Annotated in this window: 16 protein-coding genes; 10 read left to right on the forward strand and 6 right to left on the reverse strand. The window is 60.4% G+C overall.

The genetic code is table 11. The features are described from left to right. Nucleotides 1-7 precede the first annotated feature (7 nt). Genes hisG through hisS form a run of 3 tightly spaced genes read right to left on the reverse strand, consistent with a single transcriptional unit; the run spans nt 8 to nt 3,287 of the window. The gene (gene hisG, locus J5Y17_RS14420; protein ID WP_219785954.1) at nt 8-706 is read right to left on the reverse strand and encodes an ATP phosphoribosyltransferase; all 699 of its coding nucleotides are present in this window, start codon (nt 704-706) and stop codon (nt 8-10) included. Then, entirely contained in the window at nt 706-1,803 is a 1,098-nt protein-coding gene (locus J5Y17_RS14425) for an ATP phosphoribosyltransferase regulatory subunit (protein ID WP_219785955.1), read from the reverse strand. Before J5Y17_RS14425 ends, hisG begins: the two co-directional genes overlap by 1 nt. Next, nucleotides 1,803-3,287: a histidine--tRNA ligase gene (gene hisS, locus J5Y17_RS14430; RefSeq protein WP_219785957.1), complete on the reverse strand. Its 1,485-nt coding sequence runs from the start codon at nt 3,285-3,287 to the stop codon at nt 1,803-1,805. Before hisS ends, J5Y17_RS14425 begins: the two co-directional genes overlap by 1 nt. Before the next feature lie 143 nt (nt 3,288-3,430). Between hisS and J5Y17_RS14435 the strand changes: the two genes are divergently transcribed. Further along, nucleotides 3,431-3,643 (forward strand): SlyX family protein, encoded by a 213-nt coding sequence (locus J5Y17_RS14435; RefSeq protein WP_219785958.1) that lies wholly within the window; start codon nt 3,431-3,433, stop codon nt 3,641-3,643. Nucleotides 3,644-3,746: 103 nt separating this feature from the next. On the opposite strand, the gene J5Y17_RS14440 is transcribed toward J5Y17_RS14435, so the two are convergent. Next, nucleotides 3,747-4,724, reverse strand: a complete 978-nt coding sequence (locus J5Y17_RS14440; protein WP_219785959.1) for a hypothetical protein — start codon at nt 4,722-4,724, stop codon at nt 3,747-3,749. Continuing rightward, a complete protein-coding gene (dnaE, locus tag J5Y17_RS14445; protein WP_219785961.1) occupies nt 4,724-8,242 on the reverse strand; it encodes a DNA polymerase III subunit alpha in 3,519 nt (1,172 codons plus the stop codon). Before dnaE ends, J5Y17_RS14440 begins: the two co-directional genes overlap by 1 nt. A 238-nt stretch (nt 8,243-8,480) precedes the next feature. On the opposite strand from dnaE, the gene xdhA reads away from it, so the two are divergent. From xdhA to J5Y17_RS14485, 8 genes are all read left to right on the forward strand, one after another. Continuing rightward, nucleotides 8,481-9,842: a xanthine dehydrogenase small subunit gene (xdhA, locus tag J5Y17_RS14450; protein WP_219785962.1), complete on the forward strand. Its 1,362-nt coding sequence runs from the start codon at nt 8,481-8,483 to the stop codon at nt 9,840-9,842. Continuing rightward, nucleotides 9,842-12,244 carry a xanthine dehydrogenase molybdopterin binding subunit gene (xdhB, locus tag J5Y17_RS14455; protein WP_219785963.1) on the forward strand — a complete coding sequence of 801 codons (2,403 nt, stop codon included), beginning with the start codon at nt 9,842-9,844 and terminating at the stop codon, nt 12,242-12,244. The genes xdhA and xdhB overlap by 1 nt, the downstream gene beginning before the upstream one ends. Next, entirely contained in the window at nt 12,241-13,164 is a 924-nt protein-coding gene (xdhC, locus tag J5Y17_RS14460) for a xanthine dehydrogenase accessory protein XdhC (RefSeq protein ID WP_219785964.1), read from the forward strand. Before xdhB ends, xdhC begins: the two co-directional genes overlap by 4 nt. Next, on the forward strand, nt 13,161-14,675 hold the full coding sequence (locus J5Y17_RS14465; RefSeq protein ID WP_219785965.1) for an ABC transporter ATP-binding protein: 1,515 nt from the start codon (nt 13,161-13,163) through the stop codon (nt 14,673-14,675). Before xdhC ends, J5Y17_RS14465 begins: the two co-directional genes overlap by 4 nt. Further along, complete coding sequence (locus tag J5Y17_RS14470; RefSeq protein ID WP_219785967.1) at nt 14,672-15,757, forward strand: ABC transporter permease; 1,086 nt, start codon at nt 14,672-14,674, stop codon at nt 15,755-15,757. The genes J5Y17_RS14465 and J5Y17_RS14470 overlap by 4 nt, the downstream gene beginning before the upstream one ends. Next, nucleotides 15,757-16,683 (forward strand): ABC transporter permease, encoded by a 927-nt coding sequence (locus J5Y17_RS14475; protein WP_219785968.1) that lies wholly within the window; start codon nt 15,757-15,759, stop codon nt 16,681-16,683. Before J5Y17_RS14470 ends, J5Y17_RS14475 begins: the two co-directional genes overlap by 1 nt. Nucleotides 16,684-16,726: 43 nt before the next feature. Next, the gene (locus J5Y17_RS14480) at nt 16,727-17,812 is read left to right on the forward strand and encodes a BMP family ABC transporter substrate-binding protein (protein ID WP_219785970.1); all 1,086 of its coding nucleotides are present in this window, start codon (nt 16,727-16,729) and stop codon (nt 17,810-17,812) included. 175 nt (nt 17,813-17,987) lie between these two features. Beyond that, the gene (locus J5Y17_RS14485) at nt 17,988-18,338 is read left to right on the forward strand and encodes a carboxymuconolactone decarboxylase family protein (protein ID WP_219785971.1); all 351 of its coding nucleotides are present in this window, start codon (nt 17,988-17,990) and stop codon (nt 18,336-18,338) included. A gap of 84 nt (nt 18,339-18,422) precedes the next feature. On the opposite strand, the gene J5Y17_RS14490 is transcribed toward J5Y17_RS14485, so the two are convergent. Further along, entirely contained in the window at nt 18,423-18,875 is a 453-nt protein-coding gene (locus J5Y17_RS14490) for a hypothetical protein (RefSeq protein WP_219785972.1), read from the reverse strand. Between the two features lie 199 nt (nt 18,876-19,074). Between J5Y17_RS14490 and panC the strand changes: the two genes are divergently transcribed. Then, a complete protein-coding gene (gene panC / locus J5Y17_RS14495) occupies nt 19,075-19,923 on the forward strand; it encodes a pantoate--beta-alanine ligase (RefSeq protein WP_219785974.1) in 849 nt (282 codons plus the stop codon). The last annotated feature ends 8 nt before the right edge of the window (nt 19,924-19,931 follow it).

Below are 19,931 nucleotides of genomic sequence, written 5' to 3' on the forward strand. Positions count from 1 at the left end.
CTAATCCTCAGTCCCCCAGCCCCAACATATCCTTAAGCGTCACCAGCGTCGCGCGGGTGTCATCCGTCCAATGCGCCATGCGGGATTTGAACAGCGTGGCCTGAGAACAATGCACCGGGTCGCCGCTCAGGATTTTGAGGTGGTTGGCGCGCAGGGTCTCGCCCGTCGAAGTAATGTCGGCGATGGCCTCGGCGGTGAGGTTTTTCACCGTGCCTTCAGTCGCGCCCTGGCTGTCGACGAGTTGGTAATCCGCCACGCCGTTCTGTTTCAGAAACTCGCGGATCAGGTGGTGATATTTCGTCGCAATGCGCAGGCGGAACCCGTGACGCGCGCGAAAAGCGGCGGCGGCGGCATCGAGATCGTCCAGCGTATCGACATCGACCCAGGCCTTCGGCACGGCGATGATCAGGTCCGCATGGCCAAAGCCCATCGGCGCCATTTCGATCACCTTGCTGTCCCAACTCGCAAGTTTGTCGCGCACCAGATCGGAACCGGTGACACCCATGTGGATTCGGCCCGCCGCCAGTTCACGCGGAATCTCGGAGGCCGAGAGAAGCACAAGCTCAACGCCCTCAATGCCCTCGACCGCACCGGAATATTCCCGCTCGCTTCCGGCCCGCGACAACATCACGCCGCGCTCGGAAAACCATTCAAAGGTCTTTTCCATCAACCGGCCCTTGGAGGGCACGCCCAGTTTGACCACCATCATGCGCCTCCTTTCAGGCTCAGAAGCACATTCGGGCGGATCACGCCGCCCACGGCCGGAATGGACCGCCCCTGCCCCAAGACCGCAGTCAACGCGTCATAGCGCCCGCCGGTCGCCACGGGTGGCAGGTCCGGGCGTCCTTCGGCGTAGAAACCAAAGACGAAGCCGTCGTAATATTCCATCGAGGTGCGGCCATAGGAGGCCTCGAAATCGAGGCTGTCGACATCGACACCACGCTTCGCCAAAGCATCCGTACGACGGCTAAGAAGGCTGACGGCATCGGAAATGGCCGGCAGGTCCACGGTGATGTCACGCAGTTGAGACAGCACATGCGGCAGGGTTTCCTTGAGCGACAGGATGTCGTCCAAAAGTTCAATCTCACCTGCGGAAATCGGCGGCTCGGCGGCGTCCTCTTCGAGCGCCTTGATCCGCGTGTCGATCTCCGTCTGCGTGCGCAGACCGATAAAAGGCGCCTCAGGTTGGGCCAGATTGGCACGCACGCGCTCAAGGTTTTGCAGGCGGAGCGTGGTGCCCGCCTCGGAAAACCGCGTCATCAGCGCGCGGAACCGGCGCGGACGCCAGATGTGGCGCAGCAAAGCGGCACGGCGGCGTTCTGTGGTTTTCAGCCCCGCAACGGCGGCTTTCAGAATGCCGATATCCCCGGTCGCGGCGCGCAAGCCACTGTCGGACAGCACATTGGCGAAATTCGCGAAAACCTCGGCATCGGCAGCCGCCGGATCGGAGCCATCGAAGACTTCATAGCCGACCTGAAAATATTCATTGGCGCGCGTGGGCATGTCTTCTTGCTTGCGGAACACTTCGCCCGCGTAGGTGTAGCGCGCGGGTTCGGCGCCGTTCGACATATGCTCCTGCACCACCGGCACGGTGAAGTCCGGGCGCAGCATCATTTCGCCGCGCTCGGGGTCTTGGGTCATATAGGCGCGGGCGCGGATGTCCTCGCCGTAAAGGTCCAAAAGCACCTCGGCAGGCAGAAGAATGTCCATCTCGACGGGCAAAGCGCCCTCCGCCTCGAAGAAGGCTTTGAGGCGCGCGGCCTCGGCCTTGATGGCGGCTTTGGTGATTTCGACGCGAGCCATCAGGAATAGCTCTCGATGATCTCGCGCACCTTCGCGACCATGTCTGTGCGCGGCACTTCGTATTGGTTCGGGCGGTCTTTCCACTCTTCGACAGAGGCGCTTTCCGCCAGCTTCGTGCCGAGGATCAGGTCCTTGATCTGAACGACCCCGCGCTCGGCTTCGTCACCGCCTTGGATAATCGCCACCGGGCTTTCGCGCTTGTCGGCGTATTTGAGTTGGTTGCCGAAGTTCTTCGGGTTGCCGAGGTAGACCTCGGCGCGAATGCCCGCCTGACGCAGTTCGGAGACCATCGCCATATAGTCGCCCATGCGGTCGCGGTCCATCACTGTGACTACGACAGGGCCTTGCGCTTTGGAGCCGATCCGGCCTGTGGCACGCAGCGCTGCCAAGAGACGGTCGACCCCGATGGAGGCGCCCGTTGCAGGCACGGCCTGGCCGGTAAAGCGTTTGACCAGATCGTCATAGCGCCCGCCGCCCGCGACAGAGCCAAACTCGCGCACACGGCCTTTCTCGTCGGTGACCTCAAAGGTCAGCTCGGCCTCATAAACCGGGCCGGTGTAATAGCCCAGGCCCCGCACCACGGCGGGGTCGATGACGATGCGGTCGGGGCCGTAGCCTTGGCCTTCGAGCAGCTCCGCGATTTCGCGCAGTTCGGCGACGCCCTCTTGGCCGGTTTTGGCCTCGCCGACCAATTCGCCCAAGCGATCCAACGTGGTGGCATTGCTGTCCTGGCGTCCGTTGACGAAGCCGAGGATCAGATCGACCTGCGCCGTGGCGAGACCTGCGCCCTTGGTGAAATCGCCGCTCTCGTCTTTGCGCCCTTCGGTCAGCAAAGCCATGACGCCAGCGTCGCCGAATTTGTCGTGTTTGTCGATGGTCCGCAAAACGATTCCACGCGTGGCGGCGAACTCTTCGGTGTCCGGCAGGCCCGCGCTTTCCAGAACGCCATCCAGCACTTTGCGGTTGTTCACCCGCACAATGTAATCGCCGCGCGGAATGCCGACTTTCTCAAGGCAATCCGAGAGCATCGCGCAGATTTCTGCGTCGGCGGCCACCGAGGGCGCCCCCACGGTGTCGGCATCACACTGGTAGAATTGGCGGAAACGGCCCGGACCGGGCTTTTCGTTGCGCCACACCGGCCCCATCGCAAAGCGACGATAGGGGGACGGCAGGTCCTGACGATATTGCGCCGCCACACGGGCCAGAGGCGCGGTCATGTCGTAACGCAGAGCGACCCAGTCGGAATCATCCTCTTGCCAAGCAAAGACACCCTCGTTCGGGCGGTCCACATCCGGCAGGAATTTGCCCAGCGCCTCGACGGTTTCCACCGCAGAGGTCTCAAGCGCCTCGAACCCGTAATGGTGATAGACTTCAGCGATTTGATCGAGCATATGTTTGCGCTCGCTCACCTCTGTGCCGAAGTAATCACGAAAGCCCTTGGGCGTCTCTGCCTTGGGGCGCGGGGTTTTCTTGGGCTTGGCCATGGCCGGTCCTTTTGCTCACTGTCGCGGGCGGCATATCGCACGGGCGGCTCAGGGGCAAGGCGCGACGCCGGTGGACGGCATGAAATCCTTATGACATAGGCTTATCTGTGCCATTCCCGGCTCCAAAAGAGAGAGATCCCGCCATGTCAGACGAGACCCGCATCACCGCCTTGGAAGAACAGATCGCCTATCTTACCAAGACCGTCGAGGAACTGTCCGACATCGTGGCGCAGCAGGAAGGTATTCTGGAGAAGGCCGAGCGGCGTCTTGGGATGTTGATGGAGGCCGAAGCGCTGCGTCAGTCGGAGAGCGAGGGCACCGTGCCTCTGGCCGATCAACGCCCGCCGCACTGGTGAGGTTACAGTTTGCCTCGCAAACTGTAACGACAAGGGCATTCGAGGCAGCGTTTGCTCGCAAACGCGTTCGAATGCGTCCGCAAATTCTGGCACTCATGATCCCTCACCGCATTTCCTCGCTCATCACCTGACCGTCATGAAGCAAGAGCTCCAACCAGTCCTCCTCCGCCCCGAAATAAGGATAAACGGAGACGAAGGCGACCTGACGCTCCAGCGCATCGAGGCTTTCCGCCGGGCAATATTTGCCACGACCAACACCACAGGTCTGGCGCTTGATCCGCTCATAGGTCTTGTCCGCCCGCGACCAATCGCGCTCGGAATGATCAGAATAGCGCAAAACCTCATGCAGCCCCGCCGCGCCGAACATTGTTAAAGCCGCCGTGACCTGACGGGCGCAGCCGTCGGCGAACCCTGTGATATATTGGCTGCGCGGTTCGGTGCTTGTGGGGTCGCTGTCGTAGAGCTGCCAAACAGGGCGGCCCTCACGCGGGAACTGATCGACTTTCCGGCCCATAGCACGGGGTCGGATCTCGCAATTGATGCCGACATCTCCAAAGGGCAGGACCTCGCCGGAATTGACGGTCGAGGACGGGCCATCACCAGACTTGGGTTTCAGAAATCCAAAGAGAGGTTTGGGGGCTGCGAGTTCGGATGGCTCCGCAACAGAGGGTGCAACACCATGGGTCTCCGGACGCGCCTCGAACCCCTCTTCCACCGGAAGCGCCACCTCTTCGACCGGCGCCGCAACGTGTTTCGGTTTCAGAAAAGCGAACATGCCGCCAAGCCCCGCGCGGCGCACCTCAGTGGTTTCGGCGAGGATTCGGTCGGCCTCTGCGACGATCTCCGCCGAAAGTGGGTCCGGCGTCTCTTCGAGGAGCTTCACATCCGCGCGCTCCCCACCCTCAAACGCATCCTCCTCAGCATCGGCATCTTCGGAGGTCAGAACGTCAGACGTCTCGCTTGCAGTCGCCACATTCGCGACAGGCGCGTCGACCTCGGTCGGCGGCGCGAGAAACGCGGGTGTTTTGATCTGACAGGCCGAAAGCCCCAGCGCACAAGAGACCAACACTAGAGTGCGCATCACATGTCCTCGACCATGATCACGCCGTCAAAGGATTTGATCGCGCCCTTCACCTCTGGTGTGATGACAAAGGGCTGCGGCACGTCGATGTCCACCTCGTTGGGATAATCCGGCGCCATGATGCAGAACGAAATCGCACCTTTTGGCGGCTGTTTCGCCTCCTGCGTCACGCGGGTCAGCAATTCGCCGACCTGAATGACCGCGCTGGTGTCTTCGCAGTAGATCTTCAGCCCCGCACCACCGGCATCCGCGACAATCGCATCCATCGGCGCGACGGAGCGGATCATCGGATCAAACTGGCCGTCGTTGAAGCGGCCTTCGAGCGTCATCACCAGCTTATCGTGTTTCTCGAAAATCTCGTAGGACGGCTCATATTCGCCCTTTTTCGGGAACATCGCGATGCCCGCCAATTGGCCGGTGCTGTCCGAGATATTCATGCGGAAATAGCGCGTGCCCTTGCCGGATTTCATAGGACGGAACCCCGACACCAAGACGCCCACTTTCATGATCGCGCCGCCTTCGGCCTCTGCCTTGGCCTGCACCTCGGCAATCGTGCCGATTTTCTTGCGTTTCAAGGCACTTGCGTAGTCGTCGAGCGGGTGGCCGGAGAGGTAAAACCCGATGGCTTTATGCTCCTCCATCAACCGCTCTGACGCGACCCAATCGCCCACGGGCGAGAGGCGCGGTTCGGGCAGGTCCTCACCCGCATCGCCAAAGAGCGACACTTGGCTCGAGGCCTTTTGCTCATGGATCGCGGCGGAATATTGCACGAGCTGCTCAAGGCTGTCGAAGACCCGGCGGCGGTTGCTGTCGAGCTGATCGAATGCGCCTGCACGGGCGAGCATTTCCAAGGGCCGCTTGCCGACTTTCTTGAGATCGACGCGCCGGGCAAAATCATAGAGCGTGACAAACGGTTTGCCGCCCTCAACACGCGCCCGCACGATCAATTGCATCGCCTCGGAGCCCACGTTTTTCAGCGCGCCCAGCGCGTAGACCAGTTTCTGATCCACCACGTCAAAAGACGCCAAAGAGCGGTTCACACAGGGAGGCACGATCTCGATTTCAAGCCCGCGTTTCACCTCTTCGGCATAAATCGCCAGCTTATCGGTAAGGTGAATATCGCAGTTCATGACACCGGCCATGAACTCCACCGGGTGGTTCGCCTTGAGCCAGCCGGTCTGATAGGACACCACAGCATAGGCCGCCGCGTGGGATTTGTTGAACCCGTAGTTGGCGAATTTTTCGAGAAGGTCGAAAACCTCGGAGGCCTTCTTTTTATCAACGCCGTTCTTCGCCGCGCCTTCCTCGAATTTCGGGCGCTCGGCGTCCATCGCCTCTTTGATCTTTTTGCCCATCGCGCGACGCAAAAGGTCCGCGCCGCCAAGCGAATAGCCCGCCATGACCTGCGCGATCTGCATCACCTGTTCCTGATAAACGATGATGCCCTGCGTCTCGGCGAGGATGTGATCGATGGTCGGGTGGACGGATTCCAATTCCTTGCGCCCGTGTTTTACGTCGCAATAGGTCGGGATGTTTTCCATCGGCCCCGGACGATAGAGCGCCACAAGCGCCACAATGTCCTCGATACAGGTCGGCTTCATCTGACGAAGCGCCTGCATCATGCCCGAGCTCTCGACTTGGAACACAGCGACCGTTTTCGCATCCGAGTAGAGCCTATAGGTCGCCGCATCATCCAGCGGGATGAGGTTGATCTGGTTCTCCCCGCCCTCTGGCGGCTCGTAGAGCTCGGTGCCATCTGCGGCAACATGCAGGGGCCGCCCGGATTTGAAGATCAGGTCCATTGCGGACTGAATGACGGTCAGGGTCTTCAGACCCAGAAAGTCGAATTTCACCAGACCGGCCTGCTCGACCCATTTCATGTTGAACTGGGTGGCCGGCATGTCGGAGCGCGGGTCTTGGTACAAAGGCACCAACTCGTCGGTTGGACGGTCCGCGATCACAACACCCGCGGCGTGGGTGGAGGCGTTTCTGAGCAAACCCTCGACCTGTTGGCCATAGGTCAAAAGCCGGTCCACGACCTCTTCGTTGCGGGCCTCTTCGCGCAGTTTCGGCTCGTCTTCGAGCGCTTGTTTGATCGACACGGGCTTGACGCCCTCGACCGGGATCAGTTTCGACAGGCGGTCCACCTGCCCGTAAGGCATCTGAAGCACCCGACCAATGTCGCGCACTGCGGCCTTGGACAAAAGCGCACCGAAGGTGATGATCTGCCCCACCTTGTCGCGCCCGTATTTCTCCTGCACGTAGCGGATGGTTTCCTCGCGCCGGTCCATGCAAAAGTCGATGTCGAAGTCGGGCATCGACACACGTTCCGGGTTCAAAAACCGTTCGAAAAGAAGCGAATAGCGCAGCGGGTCCAAGTCGGTGATGGTCAACACATAGGCAACGAGAGAGCCAGCTCCCGAACCCCGCCCCGGCCCGACCGGGATGTTGTTGTCCTTCGACCATTTGATGAAGTCGGCCACGATCAAAAAGTAGCCCGGGAACCCCATCTGTTCGATGATCCCCAGCTCGAATTTGAGCCGTTCTTCATACTCTTCGCGCGGCACCGCCGCTTCGATCACGGCAAGGCGTCTGTCCAGACCTTCCCAGGCCTGTTTGCGTAGTTCCTCAACCTCGTCATCCGCGAATTTCGGCAGGATCGGGTCGCGTTTGTAGGCTTTGAAGGCGCAGCGTTTCGCGATCTCGACGGTGTTCTCAAGCGCCTCCGGCAGATCAGCAAAAAGCGTCGCCATCTCCGCGGGCGATTTGAAATAGTGCTGCGGCGTCAAGCGTCTACGCGGCTCGACCTGATCGACATAAGCGCCCTCGGCAATACAGATCAGCGCATCATGCGCCTCATACATATCGCTTTTCGGGAAATAGACGTCATTCGTGGCCACCAAAGGCAGCCCCAGATCATAGGCCCATTCGACAAAGGGCCGCTCAGTCAGGCGCTCGGCCTCAGTCGACCCGCCATCCTCACCCGGATGACGCTGCAACTCTACGTAAAGCCGGTTCGGATAGATCGCCTTCAAACGCTCCAACAGAGCGCGAGCCTGATCCTCATGGTTCTCGCGGATCATCCGCCCCACCGGCCCGTCCGAACCGCCTGTCAGACAGATCAGCCCGCCAGAGTAGCGCTCCAACTCCTCGATGGTGACCTGCGGAATGCCCTCGTGTTTGTCCACGTAGAGACAGGAATTGAGCTTCATCAGATGCTCATAGCCCGTCTCGTTTTGCGCCAAAAGCACCACCGGCGCGGGCAATTTCTGACGCTCACCGGGGGCGGCCTCGTGATAGGCGACATCGACCTGACAGCCGATGATCGGCTGCACACCTGCGCCTTTGGCATATTCGGAAAATTCCAACGCACAGAAAAGGTTATTGGTGTCCGTGACGGCGACGGCGGGCATGTTCATATCCGTCACCATGCCGCTCAATTTCTTGAGCCGCATCGCCCCTTCGAGAAGGGAATATTCGGTGTGAACGCGGAGGTGGATGAAGGTCGGACTGCTCATTTGCGGCCCAAGCTAACGCATGGCGACGAGCCTCGCCAAGAGCAAAACGTGTCTTTTCCACAGCTCGTTTCGCGCGCCGCAGCCTCGCATATATTTTGATCAAAAGAACAAAATCTACGCGACCGGGCGCGAGAATCCCTTGCATAATCTGCCTCGGAACGGTTTTCTTTTGGCAATCACCCGCGCTTTCCGCCGCATCGGGCGCGTGTTTTGAACAAGAAAGCGGCTGGTCTGACGTATGGAGATCACTTTTCGGCTAAACGGCACGCTTGTCACGGCAAGCGACGCACCGACCCGAACCCTCCTCGATTATCTGCGCGACACCCGCGGCCTCACCGGCACGAAAGAAGGGTGTAACGAGGGCGATTGCGGCGCCTGCACTGTGATGGTGGAGGACGAGAGCGGCAAAAAACCTCTGAACGCCTGCATCCTGTTTCTGCCGCAGCTTCACGGCAAATCGGTCACCACGGTGGAGGGTCTGTCGAAAGGCGACACGCTGCACCCGGTGCAAAGCGCGATGATCCAAGAACACGGCAGCCAATGCGGCTTTTGCACCCCCGGCATCGTCATGTCGCTGGCGACCGCACATGCACGCGGCGAGACCGATCACGAGGATATTCTGGCCGGAAACCTCTGTCGCTGCACCGGCTACGCGCCCATTCTGCGCGCCGCGAAAAAGGCCGAAACCGCACCCATTCCGGAAGAGTTAGAGCACATCCCCTTCCCCGCGCCCGCCATTGTCGAACGCCCTGAGAGCGCCGACGAATTGGCCGCGATCTACGCGCTGCGCCCTGACGCGACGCTCATTGCGGGGGCCACGGATGTGGGCCTTTGGGTCACCAAACAAATGCGCGATCTGGATGAGGTGATTTTCCTGAACGGGGTCGAAGACCTCAGGGGCATCACCGAGACGGATGAGGCGTTTGAAATCCGCGCGATGACCCCGATTGCCGATCTGATCGCGCTGTTCAAACCCTATTCGCCCTCTCTGTCGGAGATGTATCGCCGCTTTGCCTCCACCCAAGTGCGCGCCGCCGCGACGCTTGGCGGCAACATCGCCAACGGCTCCCCGATTGGCGACAGCCCGCCACCGCTGATTGCCGCGAATGCATCGCTCACCCTGCGCAAAGGAGAGGAGCGGCGGAGCATTGCGCTTGAGGAGTTCTTCATCGCTTACGGCAAACAGGATCGCGGCACGTCCGAGTTCGTCGAAAGCATCACGGTGCCGAAATCCGGCCTCACGGACCTCAAGGTTTATAAACTGTCGAAACGCTTCGATCAGGACATTTCCGCCGTCTGTGGCGCCTTCAACATGACGGTCTCGGAGGGCAAAATCACCGCCGCGCGCATCGCCTTTGGCGGCATGGCCGGAACGCCCGCGCGCGCGAAAGAGGTGGAGGACGCGTTGATTGGCCAACCGTGGAGCATGGACACGATCGAGTCCGCCCTGCCCGCATTTGCCACGGATTACACGCCGATGAGCGACATGCGCGCCTCCGCCGCCTATCGCCTCACCGCCGCGCAAAACATGCTCAAACGTTATTTCGCCGAAAGCCAGGGCCTCACCACCTCGGTTCTTGATGTGAAGGAGGGCGCATAATGTCTGTTGGCTCCCCTCTTCCGCATGACGCCGCGAAACTCCATGTGACGGGTCAGGCGCGGTATATCGACGACATCCCCTTGCCCGCCGGTGCACTGCATCTGGCCTTTGGTCTCTCGACTGTGGCGCATGGTGAGATCACCGCGATGGATTTGTCCGCCGTGCGCGCCGCCCCCGGCGTGGTGCGTGTCTACACCGCCGAAGATTTCGGCGATCATGTGCCGGATTGTTCGCCCTCTCTGGGGGATGAGCCGCTTTTGACCTCCGGTGAGGTGCAATTCATCGGCCAGCCAATTTTCCTCGTCGTCGCCACCTCGCATCAGGCCGCACGCAAGGCCGCCAAACTGGGCCAGATCGAGTATAAGGAACTCCCCGCGCTCTTGGATTACGACAGCGCGATGGAGGCCGACAGCCGCTTCGAAGACGGCCCGCGCATCTATGGCTGCGGTGACGCTGCGACAGCCATCGCCGAAGCGCCGCATAGAATCGAAGGCACCATCGAGATCGGTGGGCAGGAGCATTTCTACCTCGAAGGCCAAGCCGCCGCCGCCGTGCCGCAAGAGGGCGGCGATATGCTGGTGCATTCCTCGACTCAGCACCCCTCTGAAATTCAGCACAAAGTTGCGCATGCGCTACATGTGCCGATGCATGCCGTGCGAGTCGAAACCCGGCGCATGGGCGGCGGCTTTGGCGGCAAGGAGAGCCAGGGCAACTGGCTCGCCATTGCCTGTGCCATCGCGGCGCGTGACACCGGCAAGCCGTGTAAAATGCGTTACGACCGCGACGACGATATGGTGATCACCGGCAAGCGCCACGATTTCCGCATCTCCTATACCTGCGGCTTTGACGACGAGGGCCGCATCCTCGGCATTGATTTCCTGCAAATCACTCGTGGCGGCTGGTCGATGGACCTGACGCTGCCGGTCGCCGACCGGGCGATGTTGCACGCCGACAATGCCTATTTCCTACCGAACGCGCGGATCGAGAGTCATCGCCTTAAGATGAACACGCAGTCCAACACTGCCTATCGCGGCTTTGGCGGGCCGCAGGGTGTTTTGGGCATCGAACGCGTGGTCGATCACATCGCGCATGAGCTTGGCAAAGACCCCATTGAGGTGCGCAAGCTCAACTATTACGACGAGATGGTCACGCCCACGGCGGGCGATGGTGTACCGGAGGATCATGTGCTGTCGCTTGAGGGCGAACCGACCTCCGAGGGCAGCGTCGAACATCTGGACGCCCATCCGCAACACGCAGGCGGGCAAGTCACGCCGCGCGGCAAGCTGACGCCCTATGGTCAAGAGGTCGAGGACTTTATCCTGCACGGCATGACCGAGGAACTCTTGAAGACCTCCGACTATGCCGCACGCAAAAAGGCCGTCGAAAAATGGAACGCTGAGAGCCCGATCATCAAAAAAGGATTGGGTGTTTCGCCTGTTAAATTCGGCATCTCCTTCACGCTCACCCACCTCAATCAGGCAGGCGCGCTGGTTCATATCTACAACGACGGCTCGATCCACCTGAACCACGGCGGCACGGAAATGGGGCAAGGCCTGTTCCAGAAGGTCGCGCAAGTCGCCGCCACGGAATTCGGCGTCTCTTTGGACAAGGTCAAGATCACCGCGACGGACACCGCCAAAGTGCCCAACACATCGGCCACCGCCGCCTCTTCGGGCACCGACCTCAATGGCATGGCCGTCAAGAACGCCTGCGACCGCATCCGCACCCGGCTTGAAGTCTTTATCCTCGACCGATTTGGGGAAAGCGATGTGACTTGGGCCAAGGGCAAGGTTCATTTCGGCGTCCATGAGATGGATTTCGACGAGCTGCTCAGCCTCGCCTATATGAACCGCGTCTCGCTCTCCGCGACCGGGTTCTACAAGACGCCGAAGATCGAATGGGACCGGATTGCGGGCAAGGGTCGCCCGTTCTTCTACTTCGCACACGGCATCGCGATCACTGAAGTCGCGCTCGACACGCTGACAGGCGAAAACCGTATCCTGCGGGCGGATATTTTGCATGATGCTGGCGCCTCGCTGAACCCGGCGATTGATAAGGGCCAGATCGAAGGCGGCTATGTTCAGGGCGCGGGCTGGCTCACCACCGAGGAGCTTGTGTGGGACGACAAAGGCGTGCTCAAAACCCACGCCCCCTCGACCTATAAAATCCCCGCCTGTTCCGACGCTCCAGATGTGCTCAACGTCGATCTGTGGGACGGTCGCAACCGCGAAGAGACGATCTATCGCTCCAAAGCGGTGGGCGAGCCGCCGTTTATGTTGGGGATTTCCGCCTTCTTGGCACTCTCCGACGCCTGCGCGGCTTGCGGCCCGAACTACCCGGCGCTCAATGCCCCCGCGACGCCCGAGGAATGCCTCGCCGCGATTGAAAGGGCAAAAGCGTGAGCTTTGATCGCGATGCCCTGAGCGCAGCACTCGCCAAACACAACCGCGTCGCCCGCGTGGTTGTGGCCGAGGTGCAGGGATCTGCACCGCGCGAAGTCGGCGCCTCCATGTTGGTGTGGCAAGCGCGGCAGGGATTTGGCCAGTCCGGCACCATTGGCGGCGGCACCTTGGAATATGAGGCGGCGAAACACGCGTTTTCCGCGCCGCGTCTGCAACGCCTGCCACTTGGCCCCGCGATGGGGCAATGCTGCGGCGGGGCGGTGACGCTTTTGACAGAGGTGTTCGAAAATCTGGCCGCCGTCCCGGAGGATGTTTTCGCGCGCGGCCCCGGCACCATGCCTTTCGCGGTCAAGAAAGCCCTCGCCGAGGCCCGCGCGCAGGGTCATGTGACGCCGAAGCTTCACGGCGACTGGATGGTCGAGCCGATCACCCGCGCCACGCGGCCCCTTTGGGTCTGGGGCGCGGGACATGTCGGGCGGGCCATCGTCGCAACACTCGCGCCCCTGCCCGATCTGGCGATCACTTGGATCGACACCGCCGCCAATCGCTTCCCCGACGTGATCCCTGAAGGCGTGACGCAACTAGTGTCCGAGCACCCGGAAGCGCTCATGACCTATGCGCCGCCAGAGGCCGAACACCTGATCCTAACCTATTCCCATGCGCTCGATCTGGAGCTGTGCCACCGAGCGCTGACACATGGCTTTGCCTTCGCCGGGCTAATCGGGTCGCACACAAAATGGGCGCGCTTTCGCAACCGCCTGCGCGATCTTGGCCATGCGGACGCCCAAATCGCACGCATTTGCTGTCCGATTGGGCAACCTGACCTTGGGAAACATCCCCAAGCCATTGCGGTTGGGGTCGCGGCCCAAGTAATCTCGGGGCGAGAGATCACAGAATCTTACGGGGAACGGACAGGGTGACGGAGCTTTTGAAAGTCGTGGGTTTGACCCGCGAATATCCCGGCGTGCGCGCCAATGACGATGTCAGTTTTTCCATCGGCACCGGCGAAGTCCATGCCCTTTTGGGCGAGAACGGCGCGGGAAAATCGACGCTTGTGAAAATGATTTACGGGCTGGAAAAGCCGGACGCAGGCACGATGCAACTGCACGGCAGCTCCTATGCGCCGCAGAACCCGCAGGCCGCCCGCGCCGCAGGCGTTGCCATGGTGTTTCAGCATTTCTCGCTGTTCGAGGCGCTGAACGTGGCCGAAAACGTCGCGCTTGGCATGGAAAATCCGCCGAAAATGCGCGAGTTGGCCGCCTCCATTCGCGAGGTTTCGGAAAACTACGGCTTGCCTTTGGACCCCGATCGGATTGTTGGCGACCTGTCGGCGGGCGAGCGGCAACGGGTCGAGATCATCCGCTGTTTGCTGCAGGACCCGAAGCTTTTGATCATGGACGAACCAACCTCGGTGCTCACTCCGCAAGAGGTCGAGATTCTGTTCAAGACCCTGCGCAAACTGCAATCCGAGGGCACTTCGATCCTCTATATCTCGCACAAGCTCGAAGAAATCCGCGCGCTTTGCGATGGGGCTACGATCCTGCGCCTCGGCAAAGTGGTTGGCGAATGCGATCCAAAGGTCACCACAGCGCGCAGCATGGCGGAGATGATGGTGGGACAGACGCTGCATGTGCCGTCGCGCGAAGGCGGCGAGACGGGCAATGTGTTGTTGGAGGTCAAGGGCCTCGACTTCGCGCCCGCGAACCCCTTTGGCACAAAGCTCAAGAACGTCTCTCTGACGCTGCGGGCCGGCGAGGTTCTGGGCATCGGCGGTGTGGCAGGCAACGGTCAGGACGAATTGCTGTCGGTGCTGTCGGGCGAGGCCCGCACTGGCAAGGGTGCCGTCATGTTTGAAGGTCAGGATGTGAGCCATCTGGGCCCGAATGCGCGGCGCAAGATCGGCATTTTGGCCGCCCCCGAAGAACGCCTTGGCCATGCCGCGGCCCCCAACATGAGCCTGACGGAAAACGCGGCACTGACCGCTACGATCCGCAAAAAGCTCAGCAAAAACAATTTCCTGAACTGGAAAAAGACCGAAGACTTTGCCCGAGAAATTATCAAAGCCTTTGACGTGCGCACCCCCGGCCCAGGCTCGGCAGCGCGGTCTTTGTCCGGCGGCAATTTGCAGAAGTTCGTCATCGGACGCGAAGTGCTTCAGGAACCGAAAATTTTGGTGGTGAACCAGCCGACCTGGGGCGTCGATGCCTCCGCGGCGGCGGACATCCGGCAGGCGCTCCTTGATCTGGCAGCACGCGGCGCGGGCCTCGTGGTGATCTCGCAGGACTTGGATGAGTTGATGGAAATCTCCGACCATTTCGCAGCCCTGAACGAGGGCACATTGACCGCCCCGCGCCCCGCCAAAGGCCTCACCGTCGATGAAATCGGCCTGATGATGGGCGGCGCGCATGATATGGAGGTGGCGGAGCTATGATTACATTCGTCAAACGTCCCGAACCCTCTAAAATCTGGACCATCGCCACCCCGATCTTGGCGGTCGTTTTGACGATGATCCTTGGCGGATTGCTGTTTGCCGCCATGGGCAAGGACCCGGTCGCGGCCATTCGCACGATCTTTTGGGATCCGCTCTTCAATGAGCAATTCGCCGGATATTCACGCCCGCAATTGCTGGTCAAAGCCGGACCGCTGATCCTGATCGCCATCGGCCTGTCTCTGGGCTTCAAGGCTGGCATTTGGAACATCGGCGCTGAGGGGCAGTATATCATGGGCGCGCTCACCGGTGCTGCCGTGGGCTTAGCGCTTTATCCGCTCGACGCGTGGTGGATTTTCCCGCTGATGGTGATCGCGGGCGCCTTCGGCGGGTTTCTCTGGGCGATGATCCCGGCGCTGTTGAAGACAAAATTCAACACCAATGAAATCCTCGTCTCCCTGATGCTGGTCTATGTGGCGGAACAGATTTTGGCCTCCGCCGCGCTCGGGTTCCTGCGCAACCCGGAGGGCAACGGCTTTCCCGGTTCGCGCAACCTGAGCCAGATCCCCGCAATGTCGAACCCGGAGCTGATCACAGGCACAGGCGCGCATTGGGGGGTGGTCGCGGCCTTTGCCTCCGTTGTGGCGGCCTATGTGTTGATCAACAAACATATGCTCGGCTTCCAAATCCGCCTGACCGGCGAAAGCCCCCGCGCGGCGCGGTTTGCAGGCGTCAAAGACAAGCTGTTGGTCGTCTTTTGCCTCGGCACGGCGGGCGCGCTGGCCGGTCTGGCCGGCCTGTTCGAAGTGACGGGTCCCGCAGGTCAAATCTCCATCGACTTTGGCGCAGGCTACGGCTTTACCGCCATCATCGTTGCATTCCTCGGCCGACTAAACCCGATCGGCATCCTGCTGGCCGGCTTGCTCCTCGCACTCACCTTTATTGGCGGCGAATTGGCACAGTTCATGCTGGGTCTGCCCTCGGCGGCAATCCAGGTGTTCCAGGGCATGTTGTTGATGATCCTTCTCGCCATGGACATCCTAGTGAACTACCGCGTGATGATCGTCAAAAAGGAGAGCGCGTAATGGACTTTGGTGGCATCAATCCCGTCATCCTTCTGGCCTCTCTCATGGTCGCCTCGACCCCGATCCTTTTGGCCGCTCTGGGTGAAATGGTGACGGAAAAATCCGGCGTGCTGAACCTCGGCGTCGAGGGCATGATGATCACCGGCGCAGTCTGCGGCTTTATCGCGGCGGTCGAAACCGGGTCTCCGACGTTGGGCTTTGTCGCGGCAGCTTTGGGCGGCATGGCTTTGTCGATGCTCTTCGCGATCCTGACCCAGATTTTCCTCACCACACAGGTGCCTGCGGGTCTGGCGTTGACACTCATGGGGCTCGGGCTCGCTTCACTCTTGGGCCAGAATTATGTGGGCATCAAACCGCCCTCGTTGCCGGATTTGCATGTGCCTTTGTTGCAGGACATTCCTTTCCTTGGGCCGATCCTGTTCCAGCATGACGCCGTGGTGTACCTGAGCCTTCTCTCAGTGGTGGCAATCTGGGCCTTTCTCAAATTCACCCGCGCGGGGCTTGTCCTGCGGGCCGTCGGTGAAAACCACGCTGCCGCGCACGCGTTGGGTTATAAGGTCAAGCTGGTGCGTTTTGCTGCCATCGGGTTCGGGGGCGCCATGGCGGGGCTTGGTGGCGCCTACATCAGCCTCGTGCGCGTGCCGCAGTGGACAGATGGGATCACCGCCGGCATCGGCTGGATCGCGCTGGCCATCGTGGTCTTTGCAAGCTGGCGCGCAGGGCGCGTGCTGATCGGCGCATACCTCTTTGGCGGCATCACCGTGTTGCAGCTCAACCTTCAGGCGGCGGGCGCAAAAGTCCCCGTCGAGCTTTTGTCGATGTCGCCATTCCTTGCGACAATTCTGGTGCTTGTCGTCATTTCCGCGCGACGCCATGGTGCCTCCAACGCGCCGGCGATGCTCGGGCGCATTTTTCACAGCTCGTAATTTCGCGAGCCTTATTCATCACACAACAGGGGAGATGATTTCCATGAAACGTAGAACGTTGCTGACCGCTGCCGCCGCAGCTTCCGCCCTTACGCTGGGCTTGGCTGCGCCGAGCTTCGCGCAGGACAAGACCAAGGTCGGCTTTATCTATGTCGGTCCCGTCGGCGACGGTGGTTGGACCTATGAGCACAACCAGGGCCGTCTGGCCGTCGAAGAGCATTTCGGCGATGCGGTCGAGACCATCTACCAGGAAAACGTGCCCGAAGGCGCCGATGCCGAACGTGCGATCACCCAGATGGCGCTGTCCGGCGCGGACCTGATTTTCACCACCTCCTTCGGCTACATGGACCCGACTATCAATGTCGCCTCCAAATTTCCGGACGTGAAATTCGAGCATGCCACTGGCTATAAAACCGCCGACAACGTGGGCGTCTATTCTGCGCGCTTCTACGAAGGCCGCGCCGTTCAAGGCACCATCGCAGGCATGATGACCAAGTCGAACAAAATCGGCTACATCGGCTCCTTCCCGATCCCCGAAGTGATCCGCGGCATCAACTCCGCTTACCTGCACGCCAAAAAAGTGAACCCGGACGTCGAATTCTCCGTGGTCTGGGCCTACACATGGTTTGATCCGGCGAAAGAAGCGGACGCTGCACAGGCCCTGATCGACCAAGGCGCCGATGTGATCCTTCAGCACACCGATTCCACCGCACCGCAGGCCGCAGCCCAGAAGGCTGGCAATGTGATCACCTTTGGTCAGGCCTCCGACATGGGTGAATACGCCCCGCTGCCGCGCGTCTCCTCGATCATCGACAACTGGGCCCCCTATTACATCGCACGCACTCAGGCCGTCATCGACGGCACCTGGGAAAGCGACAACACCTGGGACGGCATCGGCGCGGGCATGGTCGGCATCGGTGAGATTTCCGACGCAGTTCCGGAAGACGTGAAAGCCGCCGCACTTGAAGTCATGAACTCGATCGCCGACGGCTCCTATCAGCCGTTCACCGGCCCGATCAACAAGCAGGACGGCTCTGTCTGGCTGGCCGAGGGCGAGACCGCAGATGACGGCACGCTGGCTGGCATGAACTTCTACGTCGAAGGTCTGACCGGCGAGATCCCGCAATAAGCGCGGCCAAATATCGCAATCCTGAAAGGCCCGCCAACTGTGCGGGCCTTTTTCATATGCATTTGGCTCCTAAAGATATTTTTACATCGGAATATGTTTTGACCCGGATCAAAGCCGCGCCATGCTGCATATGCGAAGCACGGCCTGATGAAGAACAGCGAACAAGGAGAACCCCATGTCTTGGGTCGAAAAGAACGAAAGCATGCGCACAGCCTTGCGCGCCCTGAACAAAGCCAACCCGAACATTCCGGAGGGCTTCGGAGCCATGTCAAAGGCTGCACTTGCGGGCGATGTGCTGGATCATAAAACCAAGGAATTGCTGGCGCTGGCCATGGCCATTTCCGTGCGCTGCGACCCCTGCGTGGGCTTTCACGTCGAAGCCCTGATGAAACACGGCGGCACGCGGGAGGAATTGCTCGAGATGCTGGCCATGAACATCCAGATGGGCGGCGGACCGGTGTTGATGTATGCGGCCAAAGCGTTGGAATGCTGGGACGAGATGGCCGCTTTGAAAGAGGGCGCCTAAGGCAAAAGAAAAAGGCAGCCTCAAACGGGGCCGCCTTTTCAATCGCATCGGGATGAGCATCCTTTTCGCAGATTGATTACGTCGTTATTTGCGCACGACGGAGCAGACCTTGCCCCCATCACGCTTCACTTTGCACTCCATGTGAACCTTCTCTTCGCGTTCACCAAAGAGCCATGCGCTCACACGTTCAAAATAATACATCGCCTTTTCGCTCAGTGTGGCGTCCTCGGGCAGCCCCTGAACTTCGGCGACAGCGGCCTCACCCGCGCCGTCTTCAAGATCCGCCACATCGTCGATAATTTCGATCTCGAAGCTGCGCGCTTCGGAACCGTTTTTCGGCGCTGCTACCCGTTCTGTGGTGAGCTTCGGCAGATCATCATTCGAGGAACCGTTGAAGAAAGAAGGGCCTTGAAAACTGTCCACCAAGGCGGTCTGAACCCCTTTTTGAGTTTTCGAAATTTCTGCATAGACCAGAACGGAGATCACCATCCCCACCACAGCCCCAATAATGCTGAGCGTTTTTCCAAAGGTGCCCATAGGAATTAATCCCCCGATTTAACATTTACCGTCGCCAAATTCTCAACAAATCGTGTCAAGAATGCGGAAATCAGGCGAATATTCCGTGGTAAAAGGTTAAAGCCGCAGATCTCTTGCTACGGGCCTCCGCTGATCGGCTTGCCGCCCCGTCCTGCAATTTGTAGTCTCCGCCCGAATGCAGGCTTCGGGAGGGCTGACATTGAAGATCTGTCGCACGAAACAGGACATCCGCGAGGCCGTCAGGGGCTTTCAGACAGCGGGTGAAACCGTCGCTTTGGTGCCCACCATGGGCTATCTTCACGAGGGCCACATGACGCTGGTGCGCGAGGCAAAGGCCAACGCTGACCGTGTCATCGCCTCAATCTTCGTCAATCCTACGCAATTCGGCGAGGCCGCCGATCTTGACGCCTACCCGCGCGATGAGCCTCGCGATTTTTCGATGCTTGAGGCCGAAGGCGTCGATGCGGTCTTCTGCCCATCCGTCGAGGAAATGTATCATCCGCTGAAACAGACCACCGTACTGACCGAAGATCTGGATAAAGTGCTGATGGGCGCGCTGCGTCCCGGCCATTTCAAAGGCGTCTGCACCGTGGTGACGAAATTGTTCAACACCACCGGCGCAGATAAGGCGTTTTTCGGCGAGAAAGATTACCAGCAGCTTCAGGTCATCAAGACCATGGTCCGCGATCTGGATATGCCGATCGAGATCACCGGCGTGCCGACCGTGCGCGAGGTGGACGGGCTGGCGATGTCGTCGCGCAACGTGCGCCTGACGCCCGAAGATCGACAAGCCGCACTGATACTGAACAAAGCACTGGCTTTTGCCGATTACGAGGTCTCCGATGGGCGCTCCGGGCCCGATCTGGAACAAGAAATCCGCGACTTCATCGCCCGCGAACCGCGCGCCAAACTGGAAAGCGTCGATGTACGCGATGCCGAGACACTTGCCGAAGTGCCGGGCGCGATCACCCGTCCCGTGGTGATCCTTCTGGCCGCCCGCTTTGGCGATGTGCTACTGATCGACCAAAGGGTCGCGCACCCGATGTAAACAAAGGG

It is taken from the genome of Celeribacter sp. PS-C1 (assembly GCF_019429625.1).
Lineage (GTDB): Bacteria > Pseudomonadota > Alphaproteobacteria > Rhodobacterales > Rhodobacteraceae > Celeribacter.